The sequence below is a fragment of the Streptomyces sp. NPDC088812 genome (assembly GCF_044750285.1).
Classification (GTDB): Bacteria; Actinomycetota; Actinomycetes; order Streptomycetales; family Streptomycetaceae; genus Streptomyces.
The window spans coordinates 148,985-174,516 of the sequence record NZ_JBIVJP010000019.1; the positions used below are offsets into that span (position 1 = coordinate 148,985).

The 25,532-nt window shown below is 66.7% G+C and carries 38 protein-coding genes and 3 pseudogenes; 9 read left to right on the plus strand and 32 right to left on the minus strand.

The features are described 5' to 3' along the window. Window positions 1-19 precede the first annotated feature (19 nt). The 11 genes from ACIP67_RS29980 to ACIP67_RS30030 form a co-directional block, all read right to left on the minus strand. Entirely contained in the window at window positions 20-274 is a 255-nt protein-coding gene (locus tag ACIP67_RS29980) for a hypothetical protein (protein WP_399978059.1), read from the minus strand. Between the two features lie 4 nt (window positions 275-278). After that, window positions 279-554: a DUF3039 domain-containing protein gene (locus ACIP67_RS29985; RefSeq protein ID WP_401696013.1), complete on the minus strand. Its 276-nt coding sequence runs from the start codon at window positions 552-554 to the stop codon at window positions 279-281. Further along, window positions 551-997 (minus strand): hypothetical protein, encoded by a 447-nt coding sequence (locus ACIP67_RS29990; RefSeq protein WP_401696014.1) that lies wholly within the window; start codon window positions 995-997, stop codon window positions 551-553. Before ACIP67_RS29990 ends, ACIP67_RS29985 begins: the two co-directional genes overlap by 4 nt. Beyond that, window positions 997-1,284: a hypothetical protein gene (locus ACIP67_RS29995; protein ID WP_401696015.1), complete on the minus strand. Its 288-nt coding sequence runs from the start codon at window positions 1,282-1,284 to the stop codon at window positions 997-999. The genes ACIP67_RS29990 and ACIP67_RS29995 overlap by 1 nt, the downstream gene beginning before the upstream one ends. 435 nt (window positions 1,285-1,719) lie before the next feature. Beyond that, a complete protein-coding gene (locus ACIP67_RS30000) occupies window positions 1,720-2,022 on the minus strand; it encodes a hypothetical protein (protein ID WP_401696016.1) in 303 nt (100 codons plus the stop codon). A 202-nt stretch (window positions 2,023-2,224) separates the two neighbouring features. Beyond that, on the minus strand, window positions 2,225-2,383 hold the full coding sequence (locus ACIP67_RS30005; RefSeq protein ID WP_401696017.1) for a hypothetical protein: 159 nt from the start codon (window positions 2,381-2,383) through the stop codon (window positions 2,225-2,227). Window positions 2,384-2,441: 58 nt separating this feature from the next. Then, window positions 2,442-2,921: a single-stranded DNA-binding protein gene (locus ACIP67_RS30010; RefSeq protein ID WP_401696018.1), complete on the minus strand. Its 480-nt coding sequence runs from the start codon at window positions 2,919-2,921 to the stop codon at window positions 2,442-2,444. 441 nt (window positions 2,922-3,362) lie between these two features. Beyond that, window positions 3,363-3,680: a hypothetical protein gene (locus ACIP67_RS30015; RefSeq protein WP_399978073.1), complete on the minus strand. Its 318-nt coding sequence runs from the start codon at window positions 3,678-3,680 to the stop codon at window positions 3,363-3,365. 136 nt (window positions 3,681-3,816) lie between these two features. Continuing rightward, complete coding sequence (locus ACIP67_RS30020) at window positions 3,817-4,014, minus strand: hypothetical protein (RefSeq protein ID WP_401696019.1); 198 nt, start codon at window positions 4,012-4,014, stop codon at window positions 3,817-3,819. 208 nt (window positions 4,015-4,222) lie between these two features. Then, window positions 4,223-5,149: a hypothetical protein gene (locus ACIP67_RS30025; RefSeq protein WP_401696020.1), complete on the minus strand. Its 927-nt coding sequence runs from the start codon at window positions 5,147-5,149 to the stop codon at window positions 4,223-4,225. Between the two features lie 34 nt (window positions 5,150-5,183). Beyond that, on the minus strand, window positions 5,184-5,579 hold the full coding sequence (locus tag ACIP67_RS30030) for a transposase (RefSeq protein ID WP_401696092.1): 396 nt from the start codon (window positions 5,577-5,579) through the stop codon (window positions 5,184-5,186). On the opposite strand from ACIP67_RS30030, the gene ACIP67_RS30035 reads away from it, so the two are divergent. Further along, window positions 5,578-5,862, plus strand: a complete 285-nt coding sequence (locus ACIP67_RS30035) for a hypothetical protein (RefSeq protein ID WP_399978080.1) — start codon at window positions 5,578-5,580, stop codon at window positions 5,860-5,862. The genes ACIP67_RS30030 and ACIP67_RS30035 overlap by 2 nt on opposite strands. 231 nt (window positions 5,863-6,093) lie before the next feature. Next, a complete protein-coding gene (locus ACIP67_RS30040; RefSeq protein WP_399978087.1) occupies window positions 6,094-6,501 on the plus strand; it encodes a hypothetical protein in 408 nt (135 codons plus the stop codon). A gap of 164 nt (window positions 6,502-6,665) precedes the next feature. Here ACIP67_RS30040 and ACIP67_RS30045 read toward each other — a convergent pair whose 3' ends face one another. The 17 genes from ACIP67_RS30045 to ACIP67_RS30125 all read right to left on the minus strand — a co-directional run bounded on the left by ACIP67_RS30045 (window position 6,666) and on the right by ACIP67_RS30125 (window position 14,592). Beyond that, entirely contained in the window at window positions 6,666-6,857 is a 192-nt protein-coding gene (locus tag ACIP67_RS30045; protein WP_399978090.1) for a hypothetical protein, read from the minus strand. Then, complete coding sequence (locus tag ACIP67_RS30050; RefSeq protein WP_399978092.1) at window positions 6,854-7,414, minus strand: hypothetical protein; 561 nt, start codon at window positions 7,412-7,414, stop codon at window positions 6,854-6,856. Before ACIP67_RS30050 ends, ACIP67_RS30045 begins: the two co-directional genes overlap by 4 nt. Window positions 7,415-7,416: 2 nt before the next feature. Beyond that, entirely contained in the window at window positions 7,417-7,719 is a 303-nt protein-coding gene (locus ACIP67_RS30055) for a hypothetical protein (RefSeq protein WP_399978095.1), read from the minus strand. Between the two features lie 22 nt (window positions 7,720-7,741). Continuing rightward, entirely contained in the window at window positions 7,742-7,906 is a 165-nt protein-coding gene (locus ACIP67_RS30060; RefSeq protein ID WP_399978097.1) for a hypothetical protein, read from the minus strand. A gap of 51 nt (window positions 7,907-7,957) precedes the next feature. Then, window positions 7,958-8,266, minus strand: a complete 309-nt coding sequence (locus ACIP67_RS30065) for a hypothetical protein (RefSeq protein ID WP_401696022.1) — start codon at window positions 8,264-8,266, stop codon at window positions 7,958-7,960. Window positions 8,267-8,342: 76 nt separating this feature from the next. After that, window positions 8,343-8,651 (minus strand): hypothetical protein, encoded by a 309-nt coding sequence (locus ACIP67_RS30070; protein ID WP_399978103.1) that lies wholly within the window; start codon window positions 8,649-8,651, stop codon window positions 8,343-8,345. Next, the gene (locus ACIP67_RS30075) at window positions 8,648-9,100 is read right to left on the minus strand and encodes a hypothetical protein (protein WP_401696023.1); all 453 of its coding nucleotides are present in this window, start codon (window positions 9,098-9,100) and stop codon (window positions 8,648-8,650) included. Before ACIP67_RS30075 ends, ACIP67_RS30070 begins: the two co-directional genes overlap by 4 nt. Then, window positions 9,078-9,797: a hypothetical protein gene (locus ACIP67_RS30080; protein WP_401696024.1), complete on the minus strand. Its 720-nt coding sequence runs from the start codon at window positions 9,795-9,797 to the stop codon at window positions 9,078-9,080. Before ACIP67_RS30080 ends, ACIP67_RS30075 begins: the two co-directional genes overlap by 23 nt. Further along, on the minus strand, window positions 9,778-10,560 hold the full coding sequence (locus tag ACIP67_RS30085) for a hypothetical protein (RefSeq protein WP_401696025.1): 783 nt from the start codon (window positions 10,558-10,560) through the stop codon (window positions 9,778-9,780). Before ACIP67_RS30085 ends, ACIP67_RS30080 begins: the two co-directional genes overlap by 20 nt. 127 nt (window positions 10,561-10,687) lie before the next feature. Then, a complete protein-coding gene (locus tag ACIP67_RS30090; RefSeq protein ID WP_401696026.1) occupies window positions 10,688-11,152 on the minus strand; it encodes a hypothetical protein in 465 nt (154 codons plus the stop codon). A gap of 13 nt (window positions 11,153-11,165) precedes the next feature. Further along, a complete protein-coding gene (locus ACIP67_RS30095; RefSeq protein WP_401696027.1) occupies window positions 11,166-11,867 on the minus strand; it encodes a hypothetical protein in 702 nt (233 codons plus the stop codon). Window positions 11,868-11,869: 2 nt separating this feature from the next. Continuing rightward, a complete protein-coding gene (locus ACIP67_RS30100) occupies window positions 11,870-12,451 on the minus strand; it encodes a hypothetical protein (RefSeq protein WP_401696028.1) in 582 nt (193 codons plus the stop codon). Window positions 12,452-12,608: 157 nt separating this feature from the next. Continuing rightward, window positions 12,609-13,040: a hypothetical protein gene (locus ACIP67_RS30105; protein ID WP_401696029.1), complete on the minus strand. Its 432-nt coding sequence runs from the start codon at window positions 13,038-13,040 to the stop codon at window positions 12,609-12,611. 140 nt (window positions 13,041-13,180) lie between these two features. Next, window positions 13,181-13,396, minus strand: a complete 216-nt coding sequence (locus ACIP67_RS30110) for a hypothetical protein (protein WP_401696030.1) — start codon at window positions 13,394-13,396, stop codon at window positions 13,181-13,183. Next, complete coding sequence (locus ACIP67_RS30115) at window positions 13,384-13,737, minus strand: hypothetical protein (protein ID WP_401696031.1); 354 nt, start codon at window positions 13,735-13,737, stop codon at window positions 13,384-13,386. The genes ACIP67_RS30110 and ACIP67_RS30115 overlap by 13 nt, the downstream gene beginning before the upstream one ends. 88 nt (window positions 13,738-13,825) lie before the next feature. Next, window positions 13,826-14,275: a homing endonuclease associated repeat-containing protein gene (locus tag ACIP67_RS30120; RefSeq protein ID WP_401696032.1), complete on the minus strand. Its 450-nt coding sequence runs from the start codon at window positions 14,273-14,275 to the stop codon at window positions 13,826-13,828. Window positions 14,276-14,313: 38 nt separating this feature from the next. Beyond that, window positions 14,314-14,592 carry a hypothetical protein gene (locus ACIP67_RS30125; RefSeq protein WP_401696033.1) on the minus strand — a complete coding sequence of 93 codons (279 nt, stop codon included), beginning with the start codon at window positions 14,590-14,592 and terminating at the stop codon, window positions 14,314-14,316. 444 nt (window positions 14,593-15,036) lie between these two features. Between ACIP67_RS30125 and ACIP67_RS30130 the strand changes: the two genes are divergently transcribed. The 6 genes from ACIP67_RS30130 (at window position 15,037) to ACIP67_RS30155 (ending at window position 21,993) form a co-directional block, all read left to right on the plus strand. After that, entirely contained in the window at window positions 15,037-15,732 is a 696-nt protein-coding gene (locus ACIP67_RS30130; RefSeq protein WP_401696034.1) for a hypothetical protein, read from the plus strand. Between the two features lie 295 nt (window positions 15,733-16,027). Beyond that, window positions 16,028-16,438, plus strand: a complete 411-nt coding sequence (locus ACIP67_RS30135) for a hypothetical protein (protein WP_401696036.1) — start codon at window positions 16,028-16,030, stop codon at window positions 16,436-16,438. Next, entirely contained in the window at window positions 16,435-17,607 is a 1,173-nt protein-coding gene (locus tag ACIP67_RS30140; protein ID WP_401696037.1) for a hypothetical protein, read from the plus strand. The genes ACIP67_RS30135 and ACIP67_RS30140 overlap by 4 nt, the downstream gene beginning before the upstream one ends. After that, window positions 17,604-18,158 (plus strand): helix-turn-helix domain-containing protein, encoded by a 555-nt coding sequence (locus ACIP67_RS30145; protein ID WP_401696039.1) that lies wholly within the window; start codon window positions 17,604-17,606, stop codon window positions 18,156-18,158. Before ACIP67_RS30140 ends, ACIP67_RS30145 begins: the two co-directional genes overlap by 4 nt. A 208-nt stretch (window positions 18,159-18,366) precedes the next feature. Further along, window positions 18,367-20,742, plus strand: coding sequence for a DNA topoisomerase (locus ACIP67_RS30150; RefSeq protein WP_401696040.1), 2,376 nt, complete (start codon window positions 18,367-18,369; stop codon window positions 20,740-20,742). Between the two features lie 342 nt (window positions 20,743-21,084). Beyond that, complete coding sequence (locus ACIP67_RS30155) at window positions 21,085-21,993, plus strand: ADP-ribosylglycohydrolase family protein (RefSeq protein ID WP_401696041.1); 909 nt, start codon at window positions 21,085-21,087, stop codon at window positions 21,991-21,993. Window positions 21,994-22,167: 174 nt separating this feature from the next. Here the strand turns inward: ACIP67_RS30155 and ACIP67_RS30160 are convergent. From ACIP67_RS30160 to ACIP67_RS30175, 4 genes and pseudogenes are all read right to left on the minus strand, one after another. Then, window positions 22,168-23,113: pseudogene (locus ACIP67_RS30160) on the minus strand (FAD-dependent oxidoreductase). A 4-nt stretch (window positions 23,114-23,117) separates the two neighbouring features. After that, window positions 23,118-23,687, minus strand: coding sequence for an isochorismatase family cysteine hydrolase (locus ACIP67_RS30165; protein ID WP_401696042.1), 570 nt, complete (start codon window positions 23,685-23,687; stop codon window positions 23,118-23,120). A gap of 23 nt (window positions 23,688-23,710) precedes the next feature. Beyond that, window positions 23,711-24,514 (minus strand): hypothetical protein, encoded by an 804-nt coding sequence (locus ACIP67_RS30170; protein WP_401696043.1) that lies wholly within the window; start codon window positions 24,512-24,514, stop codon window positions 23,711-23,713. Window positions 24,515-24,741: 227 nt separating this feature from the next. Next, window positions 24,742-24,852, minus strand: a pseudogene (locus ACIP67_RS30175) (hypothetical protein); the annotation flags it as partial. Between the two features lie 209 nt (window positions 24,853-25,061). Between ACIP67_RS30175 and ACIP67_RS30180 the strand changes: the two are divergent. Beyond that, a pseudogene (locus ACIP67_RS30180) lies at window positions 25,062-25,528 on the plus strand (NUDIX domain-containing protein). The last annotated feature ends 4 nt before the right edge of the window (window positions 25,529-25,532 follow it).

A 25,532-nucleotide genomic window follows, 5' to 3' on the forward strand; every position in this document is an offset into this window, starting at 1 on the left:
GGGGACGAGCGCGTGCGGCTCAGTACTCGCCCCGCAGGAGGTCCGCCAGAGCCTGGGCATGGGCGTTCTTCGCCAATTCGACGGCTGCCTGCTCCTGGAGGGAGTGGATCTTCTCCCCGGCCTGGATGCGTTCCTCCACGGCGTCCATGGTGAGAATGGCGGCAGCGAGCTCGAGCCGGGCGTCCGCCACGCGGCGCTTCAGCTCGGGGTGCCGCTCGGACATCACGCTCAGCCGGTGGACGGCGGCGACCTTCTGCTCTTCGCTGACGGTCATGGTGCTACGCCTCCTTGAGGCTCTCCCAGATCTCCCTGTACTCCGGGCGGACCGGGTACTTTTCCGGGTTCTTCGACGGGGCCCGCTTCTTGCCGCAGAGGGCGAAGACGGGCTCGCTCGTCGTGGAGGAGCGGACGATGTCCTCCTTGCTGACGTAGTGGCTCAGGCGGTTGTGGTCACCAGCGCCGTCGTCCTTCACCCGCTCCTCGTTCTCGACGATCGAGTCGAAGAGGGCGTCGGTGTCCGTGTTGGTGCCGGGGTGGTCGAGGGTCGTGCTCATGCTGCGGGCTCGGCGAGGTCGATCTTCCGGCCGCGGGCCAGCTCGGCGGCCGGGACGATGATGCGGTAGCCGCCGACCGGGTAGCTCGGGTGGTCGGAGTACACGACGGCGCAGGTCCAGGAGCCGGAGTGGCGCTTGCGCGGCACGGGCTCTTCCTCGACGCCGTCGGGCAGAGCGTCCTTCCGGAACTCGATCGGCACCACGACGACGCGGTAGGACTGGTCCGTGCGCGGCGGCTCCCAGGGCAGCTCGACGAGCAGGTCCTTGGGCCACTCTTCGATGGTCACGGGCAGGGTGGACAGGTAGTGGTTCAGCGAGCCTTCGGGGGCCTGGGCCAGCCGGGTCCGCTCCTGCTCTTCGGTCTCGATGAAGCCGGTGCGGCTGAGGAAACTGGGGCCGCACGGTAGCGGCCCCGGCGGGTGGTCGGTGGTCGGGCGGGTCATTACCAGTCGTCGCCCCCGGCCACGGGGCCGTCAGGCGTGATCACGACCCCCCGGCCGTCCCACAGGGCGTCGTTGAGGTCCTGGTCCTGATCGGTGGTGGGGTCGGTGTCGGTGGTCATCGGTTCCTCCTGGGGCCAGGCGCCAGCACTTCGTGCAGGCGCCCGGCGGTGGTCGGTCAGGCTGCCGTGGTTCTTGGCCTTCGGCTTCCGTCCGATCAGGTCCGGCAGGAGGAAGGCGAGTCCCATCGTCGCGAGGGCGGCAGCGATGACGATGAGAATGATGGGCAAGCCGGGCATGGTCTGAAGCGCATTCATCGGCGTGGTCTCCTTCGAGATCACAGTGGAAGAGAGGGGAAGGGGCGAAGAAGCCGCTGGTCAGCGCGTCTCGCTGTAGCCGCACTCGGAGCACGTGTGCGTGACCTTCTCGGCCTTCTTGCTGGCACGGACGCCGTGGGCGTTCGACTCCATGTCGATGGCGCAGTTCGGGCAGTTCATGGCTCGGCTCCTGACGTGACGAGGATGTTCTTCAACGCCAGATCCGGATCAGCTCCGCTGATCCCTTGTGCTCACCGCCTTCACGGGACGAGCAAAGCGAGCCACGAGGGAGAAAAACACAGCACCCCGGCGCAGCTGCTGCCCGAAGGCAGAGCACGCACCGGGGTGCTGGGGAAGCCGGAGCCGCGGAGATCTCCAGGGACGCGCCGCAGGGATCAGCTACAGCGCTCAGGAATCGAACCTGTTCCGCGGTCGGTCTGCACGGTGTGCCCACTGGCGCACGCCGAGGATCAGTCGGCGCACTGCGGATTCGAACCGCTCCGTGCAGAAGTCTGTGGCGGGCCTACTGGGCCAACCGCCATGCGGCTGCCCGGAATTCCTCGAAGGTGACGGGCTGCGCCACTGGCGGCCAGAGCCGAATGCGCCGGCCCAGCGGCTCAGGTAGCCCTTGCACAGCTCTTGGTCGACCAGGCGGTCTTCTTCGCTGTCGAGCGGCGTGTTGGCCGTGAAGTCGAACGGCAGGGTTGACACAGGGTCTCCTGCAGGATGGCGACGGTGCTCACGACTGACAGTGCCAAGGATGTTGTTCATTGCCGGATCCGGATCAGCTGCCCTGATCCCCTTCGTGGTGACATGAGGCTCAGCGAAGACGAAGATCCCTGGTGACGGAGCGGGGCCGGCTCCATCACCAGGGATCGCTGTATTCGGTTCTCGGTATTTCCATTCTGGGTGTTCAGCTCTTCTTGCCACCCAGGTTGATACGAACCCGGGAGGCCGGCTTCTCCGCCGCCTTCGAGGTCTCGCCGAGGTTGATGCGGACGCGGGACGTGGGAGTGCCAGCGGTCTTGATCTTGCTGCCGAGGTTGATGCGGACGCGGGACTGCTTGCTCACGAATTGCTCCTTCATCGGGACGGCGAAGACTCCACCACCAGGTGGTGTCAGGCTTGGCTCAGCCGAACGGCAGCTGCTCGTCCACGGCGCTGGCGTGCGCGACGGCCGGGGCAGCAGCGGCGACGGGAGCAGCCTGGGCCTGCAGGTTCTGGTTCTGGGCCTCGGCCTTGGTAACGCGCTCGGCCAGGCGGGCCTGGGTGGTCGCGCGGGACTCCAGGAAGGAGATGTTCTGGATCTCGAGCTTGACCTCGAAGACCTCCACACCGTTCTTGGTGTAGCGGTTCATGCGGGGCTCGTAGCTGAGGGAGACCAGGTCGCCCTTGTGCACGTGCGCGAAGGGGCCGGTGCCCGGGGTCTGGGCGCGGACGAATGCCTCGAACGGAAGGGCGTCGGAGATGCGGTTGCCCTGGGCGTCGGTGTAGCTGCGGTCAACGAAGACGGTGAGCATGACCTTCTTGGAGCCGTCCTTGTTCTTGAAGACCTTCGGGTCGTTCGCCAGGCGGCCGATGACGGAAGCGGTGCTGTTCGGGTTCGACATGATGGATTCTCCTTGAATACAGCACAGCGCCCGGATCGACGTCGTCGTCCGCGCGCAGTGGGTGGATTGAGCTGAGATGTTCAGTTGTCTGTCATGCCACCATCCGGATCAGCTTCGCTGATCAGATGATGTTCTCTTTCAGTGCCTCTTCCGAATCAGCTATGCTGATCGAATGCTTGTCATTCCGAGTCCCGAATCGGCTTTGCCGATCAGACTCGTGTTCTTCGCTGGGTTACCGGCCACTCCCCCGACCAGACCTCCGGCGTGATGTCCGGATGTCCCGCAACTCGGCCTTCAGTTGGTCCGCTCGTGCGGTGTCGTCGACCTTGCAGGCGAGCCGGTAGGAGTGTTCGGGATCGACGATCTTGCCTCGGTGGACGACTGCCAGGGTGAACCAGAACATCAGCAGGACCAGTCCGACGGCGATGGGGATCCCGAGACTTACAGCGTCACCTGCACTTCGTAGGCCGTCGAACCGAAGGGTCCGACGGTGAGTGCGTGCACGGGCGTCACCAGACCTGCCTGCGCCAGGCGAGCCGTCAAGCCCGAGTGCTCGGACCAGTCCTTGATGAAGACGTTCCCGGGCTCGGGCGTAAGGCCGTAGCCCTGCAGGCTGATCGAGATGGGCTCGGCGGGGCCCTCGGCGTTTTCGAGTTCCAGCACACGGTTCTCGTTGTCGTGCACGAGCGCTCCGGTCAGCTCGATGCAGCCGAAGTCGACGGTGACGTCGTGCTTCACGGTGGTCGTGGACTCAGCCATGGTGGTCTCGCTCTTCTCGTGATGTGGATTGGGGACGCTCACGGGCGCGATCAGCTGATGCCTCCGCTTTCGCATGCTCCGTGGGCCTGAAGCACAAGCGGTAAGGCGGGGGCGGCAGGCTGGTGGTGGTTCGCGGTCACGGCTGGTCCCCCTGGAGTACGGCGCTCAGCCGGGCGGCCAGGTCGGTGTCCTGACCCTCCAGCAGCGCCAGGGCCCGCTCGAGGCGCTGCTCGGCCGTCAGGCGCCGGCGGCGCTCGGACTCCGCACGGTCGTGCAGCTCCTGGATCGCGGTGTTGAGCTGCCGGTTGGTGCGGGTGCGGATGATGGGGAACATGACGTGCTCCTGGTTCAGAAGGTGCTCTGTCCGATGGGGTGAGCGACTGCGGCGGCGCCGGCGTTGAGCTCGTAGCAGCAGGAAGACAACCGACCTCATGGGCTCCGGCACAGCGGTGGGATTCGAACCCATGAAGCGATCGCGCCCGTGGCGAGGGGGTGCAGAGGCCTCTGCAGATCTACTTCCGGATCGACTGCGTCGATCCAGATCAGTCACCAGTCAGCGCCTGCTCGCGATAGAGCTCGCAGATCCGGGCAACGGCTTCGGCCGGAGGCTCGTAGACCGGCGGCAACTCGCTGATCATGATGTCGAGTTCCCGAGCACGCGGCAGTGGCGCGGGCCGCGGCATGTCCTTGCCCTCGGCGGTGTCGAGGTACTGCGAGATCGCACGCTCGATGCACTGGTTGCGGGTCAACACTCTGTTGATGCCGTCGACCGGATCGAGGTCCAGGTCGAGGGTCACTGCCCTGTTCAGTGCCTGGCGCATGCGCTGCTCGATGGTGCGGTGCGCGTTCAGATCGATGACGGTGTCCTTGTATCCGAGCAGCACCGTGTCGAAGACGCCCTCGATGCTCTCCGAGAGCTGCCATCCGGGCAGGTGTTCGAAGGTGCCATCGGTCTCAGGGTCTTCAGCGTCGAGCAGAGAGTTCCAGTCGTCGCGCCGATGCTTCCACTCGTCGTCCGAGACCTCCGCCGGCCGATCAGCCTGGTTCTGGTAGTGGTAGTCGACGAAGATCGGGTGGCCATCGGCTTCGAGGGCCAGGAGCGCGTCGGTGTACGCGCGGTTCCCGGCGAAGGGGTACGCCAGCCGGTGTGTGCCCCACTCGTCGTCGACCTGGCCGAAGACGATGCTGAAGCGCAGCGGATCGTGGAACGTGATGCGGTCATCGAGTCCGGCCTGCTCGTCGAGCCAGAGATTCCGGGCCCGGTAGACGAGGTAGTTGTGCAGGGGGCCGCCCATGTCGCGTTCGCGTACCTCGGCGTTGTCGACGACGCGGGCGACGTTCCTGGCGATGATGGGTACAGCCAACTCGCGGAAGACCTCGCGCATGCGCTGGGAGATCATACGGGTGAGTTCGAAGAGGTCGGGCGCGTGCGCGGTCAGCCGCAGCCCGTCGTACAGCTTGGCGCTCATCGGATTTTCCGTTCTCGGGACGCTCATACAGCTGTCAAGCAGCTGGAGCGAGGTCGTTTTGAGTGATGTGTGTGGCCGGTGTGCTGGTCAGGGCGCGGTAGACCTCGCGGGCGACGAGTCGCATGGGGCAGCGCATGATGTCCTTCTTGGACAGCCTGGTACCGTCGCGGTTGAGGCGGTGACGGTGGGTGCGGCCGGAGGAAGCCGGGATCGGCGCGACCCCGGCGAGGTGCGTGAACACCCCCTCGGACCGCATGTGTTCGGGGTTGTCCCCGGCCGAGGCCAGCCGCTGGCCGGATGTCTCTGGGCCGACGCCGAACAGCTCCAGCAGCGTGGGGCCGCCTGCTTGACCAGCGGGCCGATCTCGGCGTCCAGGACCTGGTGGCGGCGGGCGGTCCGCAGCGCCCTCCGCCGACGCCGACGTCGCGATGCGCCGGTGTCACGAGCAGATCGACGACGCCACTACCCGAGGCAGCGACCCCGACCTCGACGCCGAGGTGCGCGGCATCTTCGAGGCGAGCGGGCTCGGTCACACGCCGCCCGTCGAGGTCGAAGACCTGCGCGAGACAGGCGGCGACCCGCGCAAGCAGATCGTCTTCGAGATCGTGCTCAAGTCCGGTGAGAACGGCATCGGGCCCGAGGCGATCCGCGACGTCATCGCCCGCCTGCACCCCACCGTCACGCCGCCGCACGCCGCAACGATCGGCAAGTAGGTCGGCGCCGACCCCCGCGTACACCAACCCAAGTACGGCCGGTACGACGCCGGGCTGCCCGCAGTACCTGAGATGCACTGGGAAGACTGACCGGCCGCCCCTGCAGCACCCGCTCGGCACCCCGCCGGGCGGGTCCCGCAGGGCGCCACGGCACATCCCGAACAACCGTGGGGTTTCTGGCAGGCTTTCGCTCGCAGAACGGCCCGCGCCGATGAACACCGGAGAGAGACCGTGACCGAGCAGACCAGCCACCAGGACGACCGCGAGACGCGCGTACGGCGCCCCTTCGGCTACCGGCCGTACCTCGTGCCCAACGACGCGGGGCGCGTGCTCGGCGAGCTGACCGCCATAAACGCCGACGGCGACATCGGCCTCGAAGGGATCGCGAAGGTTCTCAAAGCGTCTGACGACGCCGGCCGCACCTTGGAAGACAACGCCCTCGGCGTGCTCGACGTGCTGCGTGCCGAGGGCACCCTCGACGCCGCGACGTACGAGCGGCTGCGGGGCGCCGTCGAGCGGGCAGGTGATGAACAGGTCGGCGAGGCCGGCGCGTACGTCATGAGCACCCGCGAGCGGACAGACGAGCCGGCCGGCGAGGGCGGTTTCGTCGACGACTTCACCTCGGCCAAGGGGGACTGACCCGCCGTGGCCCTTCTGAGCCCAGCGGCGTTCATGCGGTCCGGTCCGGACGGTCCATGTCCCCAACGGTGACACCGGCGACAGCCAGCACCCGGGCGAGCCCGGCACCGTAGGCGCCGAAGTCCCCCCTCCACACCGGCCGGGAACGACGGAAGCAGGCGGCGTCAGCGCTCCTCGCTGATCTCGATCAGGTCGGTGCGGATCGCGCCCATCGGGTCCGGCGCCTGCACCCGCAGGAGCACGGGCTCGCCAGGCACCGTCGGGATCGGTTCGACGGTCAGGATGTCTCTGCACTGCGTGCCGGCCTGCGCGTTCAGGTCCTTGTGGATCAGCGCGCGCAGCTCGATCGGGTTCATCGCCGGACCTCCTTGACGCTCGGGGTGCCGTTGAACTTCGCGACCCACGATCCGGGCGGTCCGGCCAGGCGGGCCGTTGCGGTGCCGTCCGGGCTCGGCGCCCAGCCGGCCATCGCCGTCCGGCGCGCGTCCTCCTCGTCCAGCGCACGGACGGTCGTGGTGATCGGAGCCGTGATCGTGACGGTGAACGTCTTGAGCGGCGGCGCCGTCCTGCGCCACTTACGGTACTGAGCAACGGCGTGCTGGTAGCGCACCAGCTCCCGCACGTACTGCTCGATGCGTACGAACCCGCGGGCCGCGTCGTGGCCGGTGGTGTTGATGTCGCTGAACCGCACCCACTCTCCGGTACCGACCCCGCAGGGACCCGAACGCTCGTACAGGGTGTCCAGCGGGGCGCCTGCGGCCTTCGCCTTCGCGCACCGATCCTTGATGTACTGGGCGTGGGACCCGATCTCTACGGCCCAGGCGACCATGTGCAGGTAGCCGTGATGCTCGGCGGGATCGGTGACCTGGCTGATGGCGCCACCGTAGGGCGGGTTGAACTTCGGCCCCTGCACGGTCAGGAATCCTTGATCGCGGTGTCGGAAGTGGTGGTCGGAATGTAGAGACGGCGTCCGTCGATCCGGCACTTCGAGGAGAAGCCGGTCAGGTGCGCGACGCGGTTCGGGTACAGCGGCTCGACGCCTTCGTTTTGGACGCAGGCCCAGTCGTTGATCTCGTTCGCGGCGGTGTCGGCCTTCGCATGGTCGTCGAAGATCACGCCCATATGCTGCTTGGCCCTGGCCTCCAGCTTCGGGGTGACCGCGACGGCGACGACGAAGTTGGCCAGGTTCTCGTGCTCGACGAGGGTGTAGCGGGGCATGGTCAGGTCTCCTTAGAGGTTTTCAGGAGGTGGGGCGGCCGAAGAACCCGGCGCTGATGAGGTCCGTGTTGTGTTTGACCATCAGGTCGTAGAAGGCGGCCCGGGCTCGGTTCATCACCTCGATCTCGTCGGCCAGTGCGCCGTGGATGGTCTCGACGGCGACGTTGTCGTCCTTCCGGCATAACAAAAGCGGCCCACCGGAATGGTGAGCCGCTGAGTTGTTGTGGCGTCCTTGGGTCTACTGCTCTTCGTGACAGAGCCCGTTGTCGATCAGGTACGTCTTGTCGGCAGCGAGCTGCCGGATCTTCTCGATATAGCTGGAGCTGGTCCTGACCCGTGCTGCGGCTGCGTCCGTGATGATCCTCATTGCGGACTGCCACTCTTCTGCGCTGCCTTCTGTCTGGTGCGCCTGCTGTAGTCGTCCGATCAGGCGGTAGGACCGCACGAGATCCTGGGCCAAGTCGCTCGGTGCGGGAAGCGGCATGTGGTGGAGGCTGCTCCACGGCGTGGTGAGCAGCGCGGTCGAGCTGACAACGGCGATCTTCATTGGCCAGGGGTTCCTCGTGAAGATGAAGACGCGCCCGTTCTCCCGGACGAAGGCCTCGTCTTCCCTGAGAACGTACTCAGTTGAAGCGGGTGAGGGACGCGTACGACTTCTCGGCCTCGGCCCGAACGTTGTGGGCGAGCTGCCTGTCGAACTGTACGTCCGTCAGCTTCTTCGTGCCGTCGGCTGCGGCCACGCCGACGTTCTCGCGGACTTCCTCGACCGTTGTGAACCGCTGCTCGTCGGCGTCAGCGTCCCAGCGGGAACACCGGACGGCGACCTCCCACATCCGGATGCGGACCCACACCTTCTCGATGTTCCGCGCGGTGATCTTCTCGATGCCGATGATCCGCAGCATCTTCGCCAGGTGCTCCTGCACGTCGCTCACCGGTGCCCCTCCTGCTCGATGATCGCGGCCAGCGTCAGCTCGGCCCACTGCTTCTTGACGTTCTCCACTCCGAGCCTGGAGTTCGGGTAGCCCTCGCGCGGGTTCGGCACGTTCTCACGGATCGTCATGCTGCCGATACGCGAGCCGTCGCTGAGGCTGAACCGGTGGCCGCCGAACTCGGCGTACTCGCACGCCTCGGTCGACTCGCAGTTGCAGACGCTCGTGATGCTGTCGGCGAAGATGCTGTTGCCCTTGAGGCTCTCTCCGAAGTACTTCACGGCCAGGGAGCGACGGACCTCGCCGAACACGTCCAGTGACATGTTGTGCTCGTCGGCGTACTTCTCCAGCAGGACCACGTCCGTCTTGCGCTCCGCGGTCTCGTCCTGCCCCGGGCCGCCACGCGGGTCCCGGTAGTACCAGACCACTTCAACCGTTCGAGCCAGGCTCACTTCTCCGCTTCCTTCCAGTAGTGACCTCCCTGACCTTCTTCAGTTCCTCGACCCACACCAGGAGGCGGACGGCCGTCGTGGTGGTGGGCTGACAGAGAATGAATCCGGTGTTGGCACCGATGTCACCGTAGTCCTGGTCGACCTGGTCGTAATTGACCACCAGCAGGTTTTCCCCGCCGAAGGTGACCAAGTCGCCGGGCCCGATCCCGAAATACGGGGTCCAGTGATCAGCGGCGCAGTACGCCAGCCACTTCTCTTCGATTTCGGCGGGCCGCTGGTAGACGCCCTCGAAGCCGGGACCGGCCAGCCGGTTCGGGCACTCCGTGATGACCTCGCCGACGCTGTCGATGACGTCGATGACGTACACCTGGAGCAGACCCGCGCGCATTTCTGCAGCGTCCTTGACGTCCCACCAGTCGCTGTCCCGGGGGTACGCGTCGGGCTCGTCGTCCGACTGAATCCGGACCCTGATCCTCGGCGACATGCTCTGCTCTGCGGCACCGTTGCGTGCCAGGTACGGGCGCCAGCGCTTGACCCGGTTGGTGCGCATGTAGCTGTTGCCGCATTCCTCGCACACCTGGTCGTGCACCCGGCGCACGTTGTCCGCGAGCGGGGAGTCGTCGTTGTACTCCAGGAGGTGGGTCGCCCTGCTCTGGCAGCCGCCCGTCATGCACGTCTTACGCAGCGGCGTGCGCACCCTGCTGCTCCTTCCATGCGGCGTACACCTCGGCTGCCTTGGCCGGGACGAGCCAGGGGAAGGTGTCAGCGAACTCCCGGTACACGTCGGCTTCGGTCTTGTCGTAGGAGGAGAAGGGGTCGCCGGTCGGCCCGGTGATCAGCTCCGCGTTCGCGCGGAGCTTCAAGATCGTCTGCTTGGCGTTGCGCTGGTACATCAGTGCCTCGTCGGCGAGGCCGGCCCGCTTCTCCGGGGTGTTGCAGGCGTCGCAGAACCGCTTCTTCCGCCCAGACACCTTGTGGATCACCATAACCGTGGCGGGCGGCGGGTAGGGGCCGTGACCGCCGATGCACTGGTAGACCCCGTAGTTGTGCCGCGGCCCACCCTCGTGGACCTGGGACCACTCGGTGACGATCTCGAAGTCCTCGACCTCCGCGACCAGTTCGGACAGCGGCACGACGTGGCTGCGGGTGTACTCCGGGTGGAGAAAAGCGGCGTACGGCTTGGCCACGTTACGGCGGTAGAAATTCCCGTCGGGCCTGCGGAAGTTCTCGATCGGACCGTAGTGGTGCTCGGTGAAACCGTCCTCGACCTCCACCGTGATGCGCCCCCAGTCACCGACCATGAACCGGATGTGGTGCTTCTCGACGGCCGCCTTCCACACCTCGTCCGACCCGTTGCCGTCGACCCAGGCGTCCCGAACGATGCCGTCGATGTTGTACCGCTCCGGGTCGCGACCCTCTCCTTCGAGGTATTCACGAGCCGACTCGCGCATTTCACGCATGCTCGCACCCATGGTTTCCCTTTCTGCTGCTGAGACGAATGTGTGTAAGTGCCCGGTGCGGGAGTCAAACCCGTCGAATGCCGCATAGGGGACGACGGCATCCGCTGCTCATCGACCGGGCTGGCTTTCAGATCTCCCAACCCTCGAAAAGGCCGTCCACCACGCCGAGGATCTGAAGATGCTTGGCGACGTTCTCTGCTTCGCCGGCCGCTCGCTCCAGTTCCTCGCGTTCGGCGCGCGGGCTGTCGCCCTCCGCCTTGAGTTGCTTCCACGCTTCGAGCGCCGACCGCAGCTCCCCGCACTTGACCTTGAGGATGTTGCGGTTCGCCTCGGAGATCACCCGGTCCCCCTCGCAGACGAGCACCGTCATGTGCGGGTGGTCCGTCTGCATGCCGGGCGGGGCGTGCCAGGCGTCCGGAAGCTGGCCGCCCTCTCGGGCCGCCTTGTCGATCGCACTGAAGTGCTCCAGGAAGCCGCTCTGAACCGGCGTCAGCTTCACGCCTCGGCCTTGAGTGCTGCGGAGCGCTGCCAGCATGCCGGTCAGCACGTCGTGCGATCCGTTGGCGTCGTACGGCTCGGAGACTGCGGGCATGGGTGTTTCCCTCTCATGTCGTGGGCTTGGCCTCACGGAACTTGATCTGTCCCTTGACCTGGACCTCGTGGCCGTGCGGCGCATCGGCCGGCACGTGGTTGGCGCAGGTGATGCAGGTGAACGTGTGCTTCTCCCACGGCTGTTCGCAGTAGAAGCACGGGTCGTCGTCGTACTCGGGGGTGCGCCGCAGCTCGATGTGTTGCGGGTTGCCCTCGGCGTGCACGGTGGCGTAGTCATGCGGGAACATCGCGGCGGCCTGGCGGACGTTGTCCTCCATGATGAACTCCTTGTGTGACAGGCCCCACTCGCGCAACTTCCTGGCGATCTCTCGGGCCAGGGCCTGCGGCAGCTCGTAGTCGTCGCGGACCCAGCGGGTCAGACCGGCCTCGGTCGGCGACTTCTCCCCGAGCTTCAGCCACTTGCCGCAGTTGGTGCCGGAGCACCGCTCATCGGAAATGGCGTGGCGCACGCCGGGCTCGGCATCAGGTAGCTCGGTCACTTCGGTCTCGCACTGCTGGTCCGTTACCGGCTTGGGGAAGTCGCCGAAGTCGTAGGAGTGCTCGTCGTCGAAGTCGATCCCGAGCTTCTCGGCCGCCTTACGAATCGCTTCCTCGTGCGGCTTGCCGCGCTGCACCGTGATGCCGCTTGCCCGCATCGCCTTGATCGTGCAGCTCGGGCACAGGTTCTCGGCCGCGTAGCTGTAGCCAACGATCACGCTCAGACCTCCTGGAAGTGGTAGCGACCGGCGAACAGGTTGAAGTGGGTCGGCAGGTCGATCCACGTGTCCCGGTACCGGGGGCCGTCGAATTCGCGGATCTCGGTGTCGAGCGGCACGACGACGGAGCACGACCACCAGGTGGGCAGGCACCGGCTGTTCTCCACGAACCTGACCTCAGCGCTCGGGATGTCCCGCTCGTGCATCGCGCGGGCCTCGTCGCGCATCTCCTCGAAATGCCGAGACTGGACGCCGTAGAGCTGCTTGCCGTCCACGTAGACGTAGAACCGGCCGGTCGTATGGGTCACGGTGCGGGATGCGCCAATGTCGTAGACGTCGTGGGAGTACCAGCCCTCGTCGTCCTTGTAGAAGCTCATCCAGCCGAGCGGATTCGGCATGGAGTATTCGCGTCCGGTGTCGACCGACAGGAGTTGCCCAAACCCGTCATTCTCCAGAATGCGGACCGGCATGAACTTCCCGGCGAGACCGAGGCTCATCATGCACTCGGACCATCCGAGCTTCACTACCACGGTGTCACCGGGCTTCACGTAGTGCTTTTCGGGCCTCTTGTAATGGGTGGGCATGAGTCCTCCTCGGGACGGTAATTGCGTCTGACAGTCGACAGCCCGGGGCGCGGCGTTTCTGCTGCGTCCTCGACTGCCGTTAGCTCAGTCGCTGATTGATGTGCGAGTGCCGTCGATGTGCACGACGAACACCTGACGGAAATTGGGACCCTCGTACTCACGGACCTTCATTCGGAACTGAGGCTGGCCCTTTTGCTGACGCGCTCGCGTCTTCGACCTCGATCACCTCGACGCCCGACACCTGGGCGTAGATGTCCTCGACCGTCCGCAGCAGGGACCGGGCGTCTTGCTCCTTCACGTCACCGGCGTCCAGGTCGAGGAGCATGTCGTCGATCACGATGCGCGCGTACGTCAACTGCTCCCGGACCGTCGGCTCACCCTCCGAGCGCTCGGTGGACCGCTCGACTATGCGCGTCGCTCGCGACAGCACGGACTTGACGACGTCCCGAGCGCTGCGCCGCTTACGCCGCTTGACCTCCGGCACCACCGGCCGGGATGCCGGATCGCTCTGCCCGTAGACGTACGGCTTGGTCAGATTCACCGGCGCCAGGTGCGACTCGTGACGGGTCGGCGACTGGCCGCGCGCCATGGCCCCTTGCCGACCCTCGACTGTGGTGATCCGATTCCGTCGTAAATTGGCCATGCGGTGCGGATTCCTTCCTTTTCGATGATGGATGGCAGCCCCAGGCGTGGGAGTTGAGGGCGGTCAGATGAATGGAGTGCTGGTTTTCAGAGACCGTGCTTCTCGTGGTCGTATGGCTCGTTCGGCCGGTGGACCGCGATGCGCACGATGGGTGTGGACCCGTCGGTCTCCGGGCGCTGCGCGGCCGGTGCCGGCGTCCGGGTCTGGGTGCTCATCTCACGGGCGATCCAGAGGATGCAGGCGACGATGGCCAGCACGATGAAGAGGAGCGCCAGGCTCTGTAATGCCGTCAGGGGGTGCATGGGGGAGGTCCTTTCGGAGAGTGGAGCGTGGGAGCCGCCGACTCGCAGAGCTCGGCGAGGGTGTGGCCGCAGGAGAGGTAGGTGACCTCGTACAACGGGCCCTGGCCCCAGCGCGGGTCCCAGTCCTCGGGCGGCAGGGCGGGTTCGACGGTGCATTTGACGATGTCGCGGGGCAGGCCCGGCTCGCTGGTCTCGTCGTAGGAGCAGAAGGGGCACCACTCCCGCTCGGGCAGCTGCGCGGCGACGCCGAGCAGTTCAGGCGCGGTGACCGTACGGGTTATCGCGGCCGACGCGGCGTCGGCCAGGAGGAGGTCAGCGATCGGTGCGGCGATGACGGTCATGGGGTCCTCGACTCGGTCATAATGGGATTTGCGCAGGGCTGAACGGCGCGCAGCGGGAAAGGAACGGTTGCGCACATACCGATGGATTTCAGCCGCAAGCCAGCTCTGTGGCCCGCGACCAACTGCCCATCCGGAAGCGGATGGTGGTGGCCGGCGGGACATCACCCTTCAGGTCCGCCGGATCCGTGCGCCAGGCCTCGTAGGCCGCTAGCGCCGTGGATCCCGTCTCCCGCAGGCACTGCCGGATCGCGGCAATGAGCTGCTCCTGGGTCCACTTTGTCGTCGCAGTCTGGAGCTGCTGGGGTTGTTCGATCACGGCGAGACCCGCGAGCTCCAGCGCACGGTTCCAGCTGCCGAAACGGCGCTCGTAGAGCGGAGCTGATGGATCGGTGCCCCTGCGGCGCCGCTCGAAGGTGCGACGTCCCAGGGTGTTCTCTCCCTGCGCCAGGTGGATGAGCACGTGCAGGAGCTGCTGGTCGGTGTAGACGACCGGACCGGGCTTCATGGGTGCAGGGACGTGCACAGCAGACAGAGTCATGGTCCGTCCTATCTCTCGTTCTGAAAGCCGGATGCGCGTCAGAGCGTGTGCACCTGCACGAGCTGCTGGTCGCGGGTGATGGACGCGAACACCGCGTTGAAGGCCCGAGGGAACTGGCCGCAGCAGGTTGAGCCGTCCATCTCGACGGAGAGGTACGGCCGTTCCTTGAGCCAGGCCGCGGCCTGCTTGTCGACGTAGACCGGGCTCTCACCCTCGAAGACGATCGGGTGCCAGGTCTTCTGGTCATCGCTTACGTGCAGCGTGAGCGTCAGCAGATCGACGTCGGTGGCGGCCCGAGCAGAAGCAAGAGCAGTCATGTCGAGCAGTCCTTCGAAGGAGGAGATGAGAAGCCCACGAACAGCCGCCCGACAGGGGGCCATCCGCAGCCGAAACGCGCACGACGTGTCACAGAGCCCTCCGGATCAACTCCGTTGATCCCCAAGCACCAAGCAGACCCGCAGGCACCCTGCGCGCCCGAGCCCTGCTCGGCGCGCCCTCTGCACCCCCTTACTTCGCGGCATTCTGACTCATCACAGACTGCCATTCAATAGGCATTCGAATAAGATACCCTCGAAGACCAGTCGATCCAATCAGACTGGTCAGCGACAGGCGAGGCGAGGCGAGAAGTGATGAAGACCTGGAGGACGAGGAAGGCTGCGCCCGCGGCCGCAGCACTCGGTGTGGCCGCGGGCGCTCTGCTCGCCGGATGCGCCAGTGGCGACGGCAGCACAACCCAGGCACCATCTGCGCCGAGTCCGACCATGAGCACCGCCAAGGTCACCGATATGGCCCTCGGCGAGGCGCTGGACAAGCTCGCCCTCCAGGGCACTGAGAGTTCCAGAAAGGACGGCGGGGCCTGCCTAACCAGAGCAGTGCGGAAGGCGGGAGTGCCGGAGGAGGCACTGGCCCACATCGTCCAGGCCGACAGCGACGACATGGGTGCAGTCATCAACGGACTGAACAAGGTGAGCGAGGACGACGCCGCGCTCCTGGTCTCGCGGTCGCTGCGCGAGGACTTCGACGCGTGCATCGACAAGGCCGTACTTCCGAACGGCAGCAGCCCCAAGACTCAGAGCTACGCGCCACCGAAGGCAGCCGCGAAAGCCGGTAAGCCGAACCTGAAGCCGGCTTACCCGGTCCGCGCGGATCAGCCGGTCAACTCGTCCATCGAGCTCACCAAGGGCCTGGTCTCCATGTTCTCCTCCTACGCCCGGGACGAGCGCCAGAAGAAGACCTACGCGGCAGCCGGCCAGTGCCTGTCGACCTTGGTGTACAACGCGGGCTTCAGCCAGGAGGCGCTGCATTTCTTCGCCGGCGGCGCGCCCCTCGGCACCGGGTCGATCGTCGAACACCTGCCGAACGACAAAGACAAGGCGATCTGGCAGTCGCCGAGGTTCACCCAGGAGCTCGTCGACTGCGCGACAAATGCGACCCCGACTCCCATGCCCGGCCCCTGAGCGGAGGTCCATCAGACAGACGAAGGGCCCGGTGCGCCATGTGTCGCACCGGGCGTTTTCTCTTCTCGCCGTCACGCGAAGGCGGGTGTGGTCCACAGCAGGTGACCCCGCCCGAGAGGAAAGGAATCGAGCAAGGCCACCTGCTGCGGCGATGCGCCGCCAGGGGGGACTGACTAGGCGCGGCTGCGACTCTACTGGTATTCGAGCGGAAGCACAAAGAGTGCAGATGACTTATCAAGTAGCATTGATAAGATGGCCTCATAGATCAATCAAATAAGGCAAGGAGAAGCCGCGCATGACCGTCACACAGGAGTGGGAGAAGACGACGCAGCCCGTGCGCGGCACGAAGAAGAAGCCGCCGGGCGCGACGCAGAGCAGCAGTAGTAGTGGGCGCCAGGGCATGTTCGTCCGGCTGGATCCGGACGACAAGCAGCGCGCGGAGTACTGGGCTGACAAGCGCGGGTTCTCCTCGGTGAACGAGTACGTGGCCGAGGCGGTGGTCGAGAAGATCCGGCGCGAGAACCTCGACTACGACCTGCCGACCCTGGAGATCGCGCGACTCAACGAGCTTGTCGACCAGGTCGCGGCGCTGGCGAAGAACTCGGCGAACCTCGAACGCGTCGTCACCACAGGCTTCGACTCCCTCATCGGGCTCACCCGCGGCGACAACTACCTCCTGGATGACGAGGACGGCGAGCTCGGATGAGCCGGGACTTCGCAGAGATGCTGGAAGCGGCCACACCCACCGCCGAGGTGATGGAGGTGGACACGTCCTTCCTCGACGCCTACCGGCGCGGCGGGAGCGAGGAGCTCAAGCGCGTCCAGGCCCAGGCGGCACAGCCTGAGCCTGAGGTGGCAACACCCCAGCCGGAGGCGCAGCTTGACGAGGCCGGCGACGTCGACTCTCAACCCGAGGTTGAAAGTCTGCAGGCTGATCCCGACGTGGACGCCGAAGAGGATCGCCTGGACCTGGAGCCGGACTACGAGCCCGTCGCCGGCGACTCCGAGCGGGCCGGCGGATCCAACCAGCGTGGTGGTGGTGACGTCGGTGGACAGGGAGGAACTGCCGGGACGCTCCCGGGCGGCGCGCCGGCAGGCCCTGCGGCTGATGTTGTTCCGGCTCCCGGGGCACAGCCAGACGTCGAGGGCGCTGCCGCGGCGGAAGTCACTTCTCACGACGTCGTCGCCACACCGGATGAACCCGAGCATGTAACGCCCGGCTCGCTCCAGCTCACCGACCATCAGGACGCCGTGCAGAGTGCGGCAACGAAGGGCGGATCGGGCAGCACAGCCGAGACCGCCACGCTCCCCCAGTCGGGCTTCCGGCTCACCGGCGTGCAGAGCCAGCCGCACATCAAGGCGCTGCCCGAGAGCATCATGAACGCGCTGCGGGAGCAGCTGCGAGCAGCCGCAGTCCGTGAGCTGGGCGTGAGCGACAGCACTGCTCGGGAGTTCAGCCAGCGGCTGAGCCAGGGCACGCTGGTGACGGCGTTCCTGCTGGCGCAGCTCGACCTGCACCTTGATGCCGATCCTGCCACCGAGCGCGCCGTCGAGCTGTTCCGCTCCCGCGACCCGCTGCTGGGCAGCGTGGTGGCACGCCTGGCGAACATCGAGGCCGCTGAACGCGAGCGGGACGGGTTGCTGCGCAAGCTGCGCGACGAGCTGGGCGAGGTGCGCCAGACCAGCGCGGTGGTCGAGCAGGCGCTGGCGTACTCCATCGCCGACCGTACGGAGAACTTCCTGCGGGGCTCGCACAACCTCCACGACGCGCCGATCACGCACAAGGAGGCGATCTACTTCCGGGACAAGGCCCGTGAGGCGACCAGGGCGCAGCTGAAGCTTGAACGCGAGCGGGAAGGACGGCCGATTCGATGACCACGGCGAGCAAGGAGAAGCTCTTCCCCGCCCGGCAGCGCTGCAAGACGTGCGGCAAGGGTCTGGGCCTCCGCGCCCAGGACCCGGTGTACCTCGGCCTGTACTGCACTCCGCGGTGTGCGGGTATGGCCGCGCCGGCCTCGCGGCCCGAGGACGCGCCGCGCGGATGCCGGACGCAGCGCGAAGGGACGTGGGTCTTCAAGCACCGCTACCGGAGCGAGCAGGAGATCCCCGCGAAGCTCCGGGAAGATGCGTCGACGAGCTGGTACTGGTGTGAAGAGAGCTGTGGCGCGATCCATGTCGGCCACACGCGCATGGGCGAGCGGGAGAAGTTCCGGATGTTCGAGGACCTGACTGCGGACCTGCCGGATCTGCTGATCAAGCTCAGGGGTCAGGCCACGCGCAAGCAGGTCGCCGAGGTGGCCGGCGTACGGCCCATCCGACTGAAGGAGCTGGAGGAAGGCCTGAAGCACCCTGAGGGACTCGAGACGCTCGGCAAGGTGCTGCGGGTGTACCGCGTCCGGCTCGGCGTGGCGATGCCGACTCGGTAATAGGGCTAAACAGACGACGACCCCGAGAAGCACAGCTTCTCGGGGTCTTCTCGAGCGGTGATTGCTCGAACAGCGCGCCGGCGCTGGCCATCTCCGCACGACCCTCGCGCCATTCAAAGCCCTTTTAGACACATCTCGACTCCCATTCGACCACCCTTTTCAAGTAGACTCGCACTCGCTTCTGGGTCAATTACGATAAGGAGTCGGCATGGTCGCGATCGTGGTCGCAGAGAAGCCGAGCGCAGCGAGGAACATGGCCAGCGCCCTCGGCGGGACGAAGGGCAGCTACAAGGGCACGGCCTACGAGGTGGCGAGCCTGCGGGGTCATCTCTACGAGTTCGCCCAGCCACACGCGATGGTGGACTCCTCGCTCGCGGACGCCTATCAGAAGTGGGACCTGGGCAACCTGCCGTGGAACCCGCAGGATCTTTCGTGGAAGCGCGAGCCACAGAAGAACGTCGCTGACGTCATCAAGACGCTGCGTTCTGCGCTCAGCCGCGGCGACGAAATCGTCATCGCTACAGACCTGGATCCGTCCGGCGAGGGCGACCTGCTCTTCTGGGAGGCGATCGACGAACTCGGCTTCCACGGCAAGAAGTTCAGCCGCATGGAGTTCACCGACGAGTCGAAGGCCTCGATCCAGAAGGCCTTCGAGCAGCGCCGGCCGGTGAAGTCCATGCAGGACGAGGGCAACTACCGCAAGGCGATGTACCGCTCGCAATGGGACTTCCTCTCCATGCAGTTCACCCGTATCGCCACGGCGATGGGCCGCCAGTCCGGCCAGGACCTCGTGCTGCGCCAGGGCCGGCTGAAGTCGGCGATGGTCTCTCTCGTCGGCGACCAGCAGAAGGCCTACGACGCGTACGTCAAGAAGCCGTTCTTCCAGAACCGCTTCCGCGACGAGAACAACGTCATGTACACCAACCCGGACGAGCCGCGGTTCGACCAGAAGGGCCAGGTGCCGCAGCAGTACGGCCCCTCCCCTGTCGTCCTGGACAGCAAGGCGGACAAGAAGACCGCGCCGCCGAAGCTGCTCGACCTCGCTTCTTTGTCCTCGATGCTCGTCGGCAAGGGCGTGAAGGCGAACCTCACGCTCTCGACCTACCAGAAGATGTACGAGGACCAGGTCGTCTCGTACCCGCGCACGGAAGACAAGACGATCACGCCCGAGCAGTTCAAGGACCTCGCCCCGCTGGTCGGCAAGATCGCCGCCGTGGTCGGCGTCGACGCCGGGCTTCTGACGCACCGCCAGCCCCGGTCCACACACGTGAAGCCCCAGGGCGCGCACGGCGCGAACCGTCCGGGACCGAAGGTGCCCTCGTCGCTGGACGAGGTCGAGCACAAGTACGGCAAGGCCGGACGGCTCATCTACGAGATGCTCGCGAAGAACTACCTGGCCATGCTCGCCGAGGACTACCTCTACGAGCAGCAGAAGGGCCACGTGGAGAAGTACCCGGACTTCGTCGGCATCGCCAATGTGCCCAAGAGCCCCGGCTGGCGGGCCGTGTTCGATCCGGACGCCGGCGACGACACGGCCGAAGGCGACGAGAACGAGTCCAGCAAGGGCCTGGGCCAGATCGCGCAGCCGTTCATCTTCGAGGGCGCGAACAAGCGCCCCGAGCATCCGACGATGAAGTGGCTGATGAAGCAGCTGGAGAAGCGCGACGTGGGCACGGGCGCGACCCGCACCTCGACGTATTCCGAGGTCACCAATGGCAAGGCGAAGTACCCGCTGCTGACGGAGAAGGGCCGGAAGCTCAGGCTGGCACAGGCCGGCGAGATGAGCTGGCGGCTCCTGCCGGGCACGCGCATCGGCGACCTCGGGCTCACCGAGAAGGTCTACGCCGACATGCGCGACATCGCCGCCGGGACGGCGACGGCCGAGGAGTGCCTGGCCGTCGTCGCCGACTGGGTGCGTGGGGACATTGCCACGATGACGAAGAACGCCGCGTCCATGCGCGCCGAGCTGGGTCTGAAGGAGCAGGTGGTCGCTGCGCGCGCCGAGGGTGTGTGGCAGGCCGCTCCGGGCGGGCCGAAGAAGGTCGTCTTCAAGAAGATCTGGTCGGGCCACGAGTTCAGTGACGACGAGGTGGCGAAGCTGCTGGCGGGCGAGACGATCTCGTTCGAGGCCACGAACAGGGCGGGCAAGCCCTTCACGGTCACCGGAGCGCTCGGCGTCGGCGACTACAGGGGCCGCAAGTTCGTCGGGTTCCAGCTGGAGGTGCCGGACAAGCCGACGAAGTGGTCCGGCCGGACGTTCACGCCGGCGGAGGTCACGGCGCTCTTGGCGGGCCAGGCGCTGGAGATCGACGACTTCGTCAGCGCGAGGACCGGTAAGACCTTCGGCTGCAAGGTCAGCTGGAACGCGAAGGCCAAGAAGATCGTCCCCGACTTCGGCTCCGGCGACGAGCCGCCGCGGTCCTGGTGCCAGGTGACGTTCACCGATGCACAGCGCAAGGACCTGGCAGTCGGCAAGACCATCCAGGGCACGGGGTTCGTCTCGTCGAAGGGCAAGACCTTTGACGCGAAGGTCGCCTGGAAGGAAGAGGGCGGCAAGAAGAAGATCGTGCCGTCGTTCGGCTGATGCCCGGACAGGCGCTGACGAGCAGCAGCGGGTCCGGACCTCGGGACCCGCTGCTGCCTGTGCACGACAGCGGCATTCCGTGTCAAGTCTGAGCGTGTTGCGACTTCTCTACGTCAGCCCTCCGAGCCCAGCCCGGTCGGTGTGTCTTCACTTGTGAACAGTGGCAAGGAGGTCGTGTATCTGCCGGCATAAGCGACCCTGGGGTGTTCCGAACCGGAGGACTGCGGCTAGAGCTTCACCGAGAACGGTACGCGGTGCCCCTCGCCACAGGGCAATATGGCAGGGACAGGCCGTGGTCGACCTCGGTCCTAGAGTCTGACGGTATCGAAACAGGGGATTCCTTTGGCAGTCCGCGACACCGCCCACGGCGAATGTGAGGCGGGCCGCGCCGCAGCCCGCCGAAGCCTTGACGGCCTCTCCTTGGGCGACGCTTTCGGTGAACGCTGGTTCCGCCGTGAGCCACGCCAGGCTTCCGAGGAGGTTCACGCCCGGCGCACGCCCGAGGAACCTCAATGGCCTTGGACGGACGATACGGCGATGGCGCTCGGCATCCTTCAAGTGCTCGATGAACACGGGGAGATCCATCAGCCTGACCTGGCATTGGCCTTCGCCCTTATCCATGACAAAGATCCCGATCGGGGCTATGGCCGCGGCATGCGCGCACTACTGCCCCGCTTCCTCCACGAGCCGGAGCGCTGGCCCGAGCTGACGCGCAGCCTGTTCCACGGAGAGGGCAGCCTCGGCAACGGTGCCGCGATGCGCGTGGCGCCCCTGGGCGCGTGGTTTCACGCGGATCTCCCGCACGTCGTCGCGCAGGCGACGCTGTCCGCCGAGGTCACCCACGCGCACCCGGAAGGCATCGCCGGCGCGGTCGCCGTGGCCGTGGCGTCCGCCCTCTCCGCCCGCCGCGAGCTCGCCCTGGACGCGGTGGTGGCGCTGACGCCGGCCAGCGCCGTACGTGCAGGACTCGCACAGGCCTCCCGGCTCTCCTTCGCTACCGAGCCGTCGAGGGCATCGGAGATCCTCGGCAGCGGACAGCGCTACCGCGCCGAGGACACCGTCTCCTTCGCCGTCTGGTCCGCCGCCCGGCACCCCGATGACTTGGTTAGTGCCCTTTGGACCACTGCCGCGGGTCTTGGTGACGTCGACACCACCTGTGCCATCACGGGCGGCATCGTGGCCGCCCGCACCGGTGTCGGCGGCGTGCCGAAGGAGTGGTTGAGACGGAGAGAGCCGCTTCCGGGAGGCTGACCCCACGGCGCGGAGCCTGAGCTGGCGCCGCTCGGATGCTACGACATGCGCGGCTGATCTGGCCCAGCCCGTGTCCGCAGCGCCCGATTGTTCTCCAGGGTCTGGTTCTTGGTGCACGTCGCCGCTCGGAGAGCCGAACGAAGCACAGGGGTGGGGCACATGAAGACCGGAAGGTCAATGGGTTTCTGCCGGGAGCAGGTCCCTTGTGGCGTAGTAGGCCTGTAGGGCTGCTTCGCTGCCGGAGCCCATGGCGGTCATGATCCGTTGGAATCGGGCCGAGCGGACGTCTCCGGCAGTGATGACTCGAGGGTGCTGGCTGGTGGGGGGACAGTAGCCTGCCGTGTCACGGACGAGGTCGCCAGACGGGGCATTCGGGATGGTGCCGATGTTGAGAAGGGTGATGTCGGCCGTCACCCTGTGCCGTTCGCCGTCGCGGCCCACGATTTCGGCCGAAGACGCGTTGGTGTCCGCCGGGTGCAGGGTCACGTGATCGGCGGGGCGGAGGGCCACACGGGGGTTCGTCGCGGATCTCGTCGATCTTGTAATCGTCGCTCTGGGGGTAAGCCACGATCAGACGTGTTTTGGTGGTCGGATGGGCTCGTAGAAAGGTGCCGATCGGTCGGTCACCGCCAAGGATGAGCAGGGTGCGGTCCTGGGCAGCCTCTGCTTTTACCTGCCACAGCGGGAAGAGTGTGAGGCCCGAGGGTGCGGTGAGCCAGGAGACATCGCTCGCCTGGAGGGGGCCTACGCCGGTGGCGACGATGGTGTGGGGGGCGATGAGCTGGATGTCGGTGTCCAGGGTGACCACGACATGGTCGTCGGCGGTGCGGAGACCGGTGGCGCGGCTGCCGAGTTCGATGCGGCACAGTTCGGTGGTCTTGACCTCTGCCGCGATGGATTCGGCCAGTGCCGGGCCGCTGGTGTAGCCGCCCAGGACGTTGTTCAGTGCCGGGATGCGGTACAGGTTGCGGCACAGGGCGTCCGGTTCGATCAGGACGGAGCGCATGCCGACGCTGGCGGCCATGCGGGCGGCGGCGCAGCCGGCCGGGCCTCCGCCGATGATGATCAGGTCGGCGTCGGGGGTTGCGGGTGTTCCGGTGCGGGGTGAGGTGGCGGCCATGGGGCTATTCCAGCACCACGGCCGGGTCGTACGAGGCGAGTTGCTGGATCACCTGGGTCGTTGTGAGGAGCTGACCGGGGCCGATGAGGCGGCGGGCGACGGTCAGGCCGGCGTCGTGGACGCCCGGTCCGGCGTCGCTGGCGCAGGCGTCGGTGACGATCCAGGGTGCGTAGCCGTGTTCGAAGGCGTCGGCGGCGGATTTGAGGACGCAGCTTTCGGTGGCCACCCCGCAGAAGACCAGGTCGCTCCAGCCGGCCTTGTGGATCAGTTCGGTAGCTTCCGGGGTGAAGAGGGTGTATCCGGTCTTGTCGAGGACGGCGCGGGCGTGGCCGGCGTGGTCGGCAAGTTCGGGGACGATGTCGGTCTCGGGCGGTCCCTGGAGGCGGTGCCACTGGAAGAACTTCTCGTACGGGCTGTCGGGATAGTTGAAGTAGCGGGTGAAGATCACCGGCCTGCCCGTGGCGGCCCATGTGGCGGCCAGATCGGCGACTGCGGGAACGGCATGCTGGCTGTGGCGGTTGACGAATCCCAGCTGCATGTCGATCACGACGAGTGCCGCGTTGCCGATGTCCATGCGGTGTCTCTCCCTGCTCACTGTCAGCTGAGGCCTTCGCGCAGAGCGTCCTGCGCGGCACGCAGCTGCTTCTCCAAGCCACTGGTCTTCATGATGGCCTCCCGCATGAGGACGTGCTGAGCGGTCTCCTGGGCGCGGGCCGTGGTGAGCCGTGAGTGCGCGGCGCGCAGGAAGCGCCAGCCGAACTCCTCGGGCATGGAGGGGTCCTGGCCGTCCTCGATCATCTGCTGGATCTGGCCGGTGAAGCACCACAGGGCCTGTACCACCAGTTCGCAGGCCACCAGTTCGTCCGCGGTAAGGGCGCGCTCGGGCGCGATGGACGCGTAGGCGACGCCGGACCATCCCGCGTATCCGGCGGAGATGCCGCGTACGCCGAAGGACACGATGTCGGGGTGGTCGAATCCTGTGGCCAGCAGCTTCTCCTCTACCTCGCCGTCCAGTGGTGCGGGCCCGCCGGCGGCGCCGCGGTCGACGAGTACGGACGGGGTGGACAGCAGGCGCAGAGCGGTGTCGTACTGGCTGCCGGTCCACGGGCCGGAGGCGAGCCAGTACAGGGACAGGACGTATTCGGGGTTGGGCAGCCCTGGGTGGTTCTCGTTCTCGTCGAGGAGGTCATGGATCTTCGCCTTCGCCCAGGGAAGGTCGGTGGCGTAGGAGCGGTAGCGCCACACCGCGAGCTCGGTGAGCGACGCGGGTGTGTGGGGCTGGACGAGGTGGAATACGGCGACGCCGCAGGCGAAGACGTGGAGGGTGCACTCGGCGGCGTCCGGGTGTTCCACCCGGGCCGCCGAGGAGTGCAGCCAGGTGTCCCCGGTGTGGTGGGGCATATCGGCGCGGAGCCGCTGTGCGCGCTCGGCGCCGATGAAGACGGGCAGGAACTTGTGGGAGTCGACTTCGATGCCCGCGACGGCCGGCGGCTCGGTGCTGTCGAGCCCGAGGGCTTCGGCGAACCGTGTCTTGGCGTCGTCCGGGCCTGGGCCAGTGCGGTGTCGAGGATGGCCTGGATTTCGGGGCTCGGGACCTTCGCCTCGCCGCCTGCCTCCCAGTTGGATACGGCGCGGTCGCTGATACCCAGCCGTTCGGCGAACTTGCGGATGCTCAGGCGCAGGGCGTCTTCGCGGAGAACCCGGACGCTGTGACCGGTCCACCGCCTCACCGTGACCATTGCCGTCCCCCCGTCCACTCTTGATCGCCGCCGAACTCCAGACGTGCCCAGGCATGTTCAGCATTCGTGCGGCACTGGTTCAGCATCCGTGCGTCACACCTGGGTTCCGGTGTGCCCCATGCTGAGTCCGCGAGGCTGGAGATCCTCACCGCGATGGCGGCGCTCCGCCTCGGCTTTGTGACGTACCGCGACCAGAAGGAATCTACGCGATGACCGCAGTCGTCAAGCGCAGTGCCCGCGCCATCCTCCTCGACGGTGACGAACTTGTCCTGATCAAGCGCACCAGGCCGGACCGGGACCCCTACTGGGTGACGGTCGGCGGCGGCGTGGAGGCCGACGACGAGTCCATCGAAGCGGCTCTGCACCGCGAGGTGTTCGAGGAACTCGGCGGCACGGTGGACGGTGCCGAACTCGTCTACCTCATCACCGACGAGCTGGACGGCGGCATCGGCGTCCAGCACTTCTTCGCCGCGCGCCTGGTGTCGATGAACCTCGCCGCCCGCACCGGCAGCGAGTTCGGCAAGCCGGAACGGGGGGCTACGAGGTGGTCCGGGTGCCGTTCACCGCTGCGGCGGTGCGTGAACTGAACCTGATGCCGCCCCAGTTGGGGAAGTTCATCGCCGCCAATACCGGGGCGATCTCCTCTGTCCTGGACACGCCGGTCCGTAAGGCGTGAGCGC

Coding starts and splice junctions, on each gene's coding strand:
- ACIP67_RS29980 (WP_399978059.1), bottom strand. CDS start 274: ATGACCGTCAGCGAAGAGCAGAAGGTCGCCGCCGTCCACCGGCTGAGC.
- ACIP67_RS29985 (WP_401696013.1), bottom strand. CDS start 554: ATGAGCACGACCCTCGACCACCCCGGCACCAACACGGACACCGACGCC.
- ACIP67_RS29990 (WP_401696014.1), bottom strand. CDS start 997: ATGACCCGCCCGACCACCGACCACCCGCCGGGGCCGCTACCGTGCGGC.
- ACIP67_RS30010 (WP_401696018.1), bottom strand. CDS start 2,921: ATGTCGAACCCGAACAGCACCGCTTCCGTCATCGGCCGCCTGGCGAAC.
- ACIP67_RS30015 (WP_399978073.1), bottom strand. CDS start 3,680: ATGGCTGAGTCCACGACCACCGTGAAGCACGACGTCACCGTCGACTTC.
- ACIP67_RS30020 (WP_401696019.1), bottom strand. CDS start 4,014: ATGTTCCCCATCATCCGCACCCGCACCAACCGGCAGCTCAACACCGCG.
- ACIP67_RS30025 (WP_401696020.1), bottom strand. CDS start 5,149: ATGAGCGCCAAGCTGTACGACGGGCTGCGGCTGACCGCGCACGCGCCC.
- ACIP67_RS30035 (WP_399978080.1), top strand. CDS start 5,578: ATGCGCCGGTGTCACGAGCAGATCGACGACGCCACTACCCGAGGCAGC.
- ACIP67_RS30045 (WP_399978090.1), bottom strand. CDS start 6,857: ATGAACCCGATCGAGCTGCGCGCGCTGATCCACAAGGACCTGAACGCG.
- ACIP67_RS30055 (WP_399978095.1), bottom strand. CDS start 7,719: ATGCCCCGCTACACCCTCGTCGAGCACGAGAACCTGGCCAACTTCGTC.
- ACIP67_RS30065 (WP_401696022.1), bottom strand. CDS start 8,266: ATGAAGATCGCCGTTGTCAGCTCGACCGCGCTGCTCACCACGCCGTGG.
- ACIP67_RS30085 (WP_401696025.1), bottom strand. CDS start 10,560: ATGCGTGAAATGCGCGAGTCGGCTCGTGAATACCTCGAAGGAGAGGGT.
- ACIP67_RS30090 (WP_401696026.1), bottom strand. CDS start 11,152: ATGCCCGCAGTCTCCGAGCCGTACGACGCCAACGGATCGCACGACGTG.
- ACIP67_RS30100 (WP_401696028.1), bottom strand. CDS start 12,451: ATGCCCACCCATTACAAGAGGCCCGAAAAGCACTACGTGAAGCCCGGT.
- ACIP67_RS30105 (WP_401696029.1), bottom strand. CDS start 13,040: ATGGCGCGCGGCCAGTCGCCGACCCGTCACGAGTCGCACCTGGCGCCG.
- ACIP67_RS30110 (WP_401696030.1), bottom strand. CDS start 13,396: ATGCACCCCCTGACGGCATTACAGAGCCTGGCGCTCCTCTTCATCGTG.
- ACIP67_RS30115 (WP_401696031.1), bottom strand. CDS start 13,737: ATGACCGTCATCGCCGCACCGATCGCTGACCTCCTCCTGGCCGACGCC.
- ACIP67_RS30120 (WP_401696032.1), bottom strand. CDS start 14,275: ATGACTCTGTCTGCTGTGCACGTCCCTGCACCCATGAAGCCCGGTCCG.
- ACIP67_RS30125 (WP_401696033.1), bottom strand. CDS start 14,592: ATGACTGCTCTTGCTTCTGCTCGGGCCGCCACCGACGTCGATCTGCTG.
- ACIP67_RS30130 (WP_401696034.1), top strand. CDS start 15,037: ATGAGCACCGCCAAGGTCACCGATATGGCCCTCGGCGAGGCGCTGGAC.
- ACIP67_RS30135 (WP_401696036.1), top strand. CDS start 16,028: ATGACCGTCACACAGGAGTGGGAGAAGACGACGCAGCCCGTGCGCGGC.
- ACIP67_RS30140 (WP_401696037.1), top strand. CDS start 16,435: ATGAGCCGGGACTTCGCAGAGATGCTGGAAGCGGCCACACCCACCGCC.
- ACIP67_RS30145 (WP_401696039.1), top strand. CDS start 17,604: ATGACCACGGCGAGCAAGGAGAAGCTCTTCCCCGCCCGGCAGCGCTGC.
- ACIP67_RS30150 (WP_401696040.1), top strand. CDS start 18,367: ATGGTCGCGATCGTGGTCGCAGAGAAGCCGAGCGCAGCGAGGAACATG.
- ACIP67_RS30165 (WP_401696042.1), bottom strand. CDS start 23,687: ATGGACATCGGCAACGCGGCACTCGTCGTGATCGACATGCAGCTGGGA.
- ACIP67_RS30170 (WP_401696043.1), bottom strand. CDS start 24,514: ATGCCCCACCACACCGGGGACACCTGGCTGCACTCCTCGGCGGCCCGG.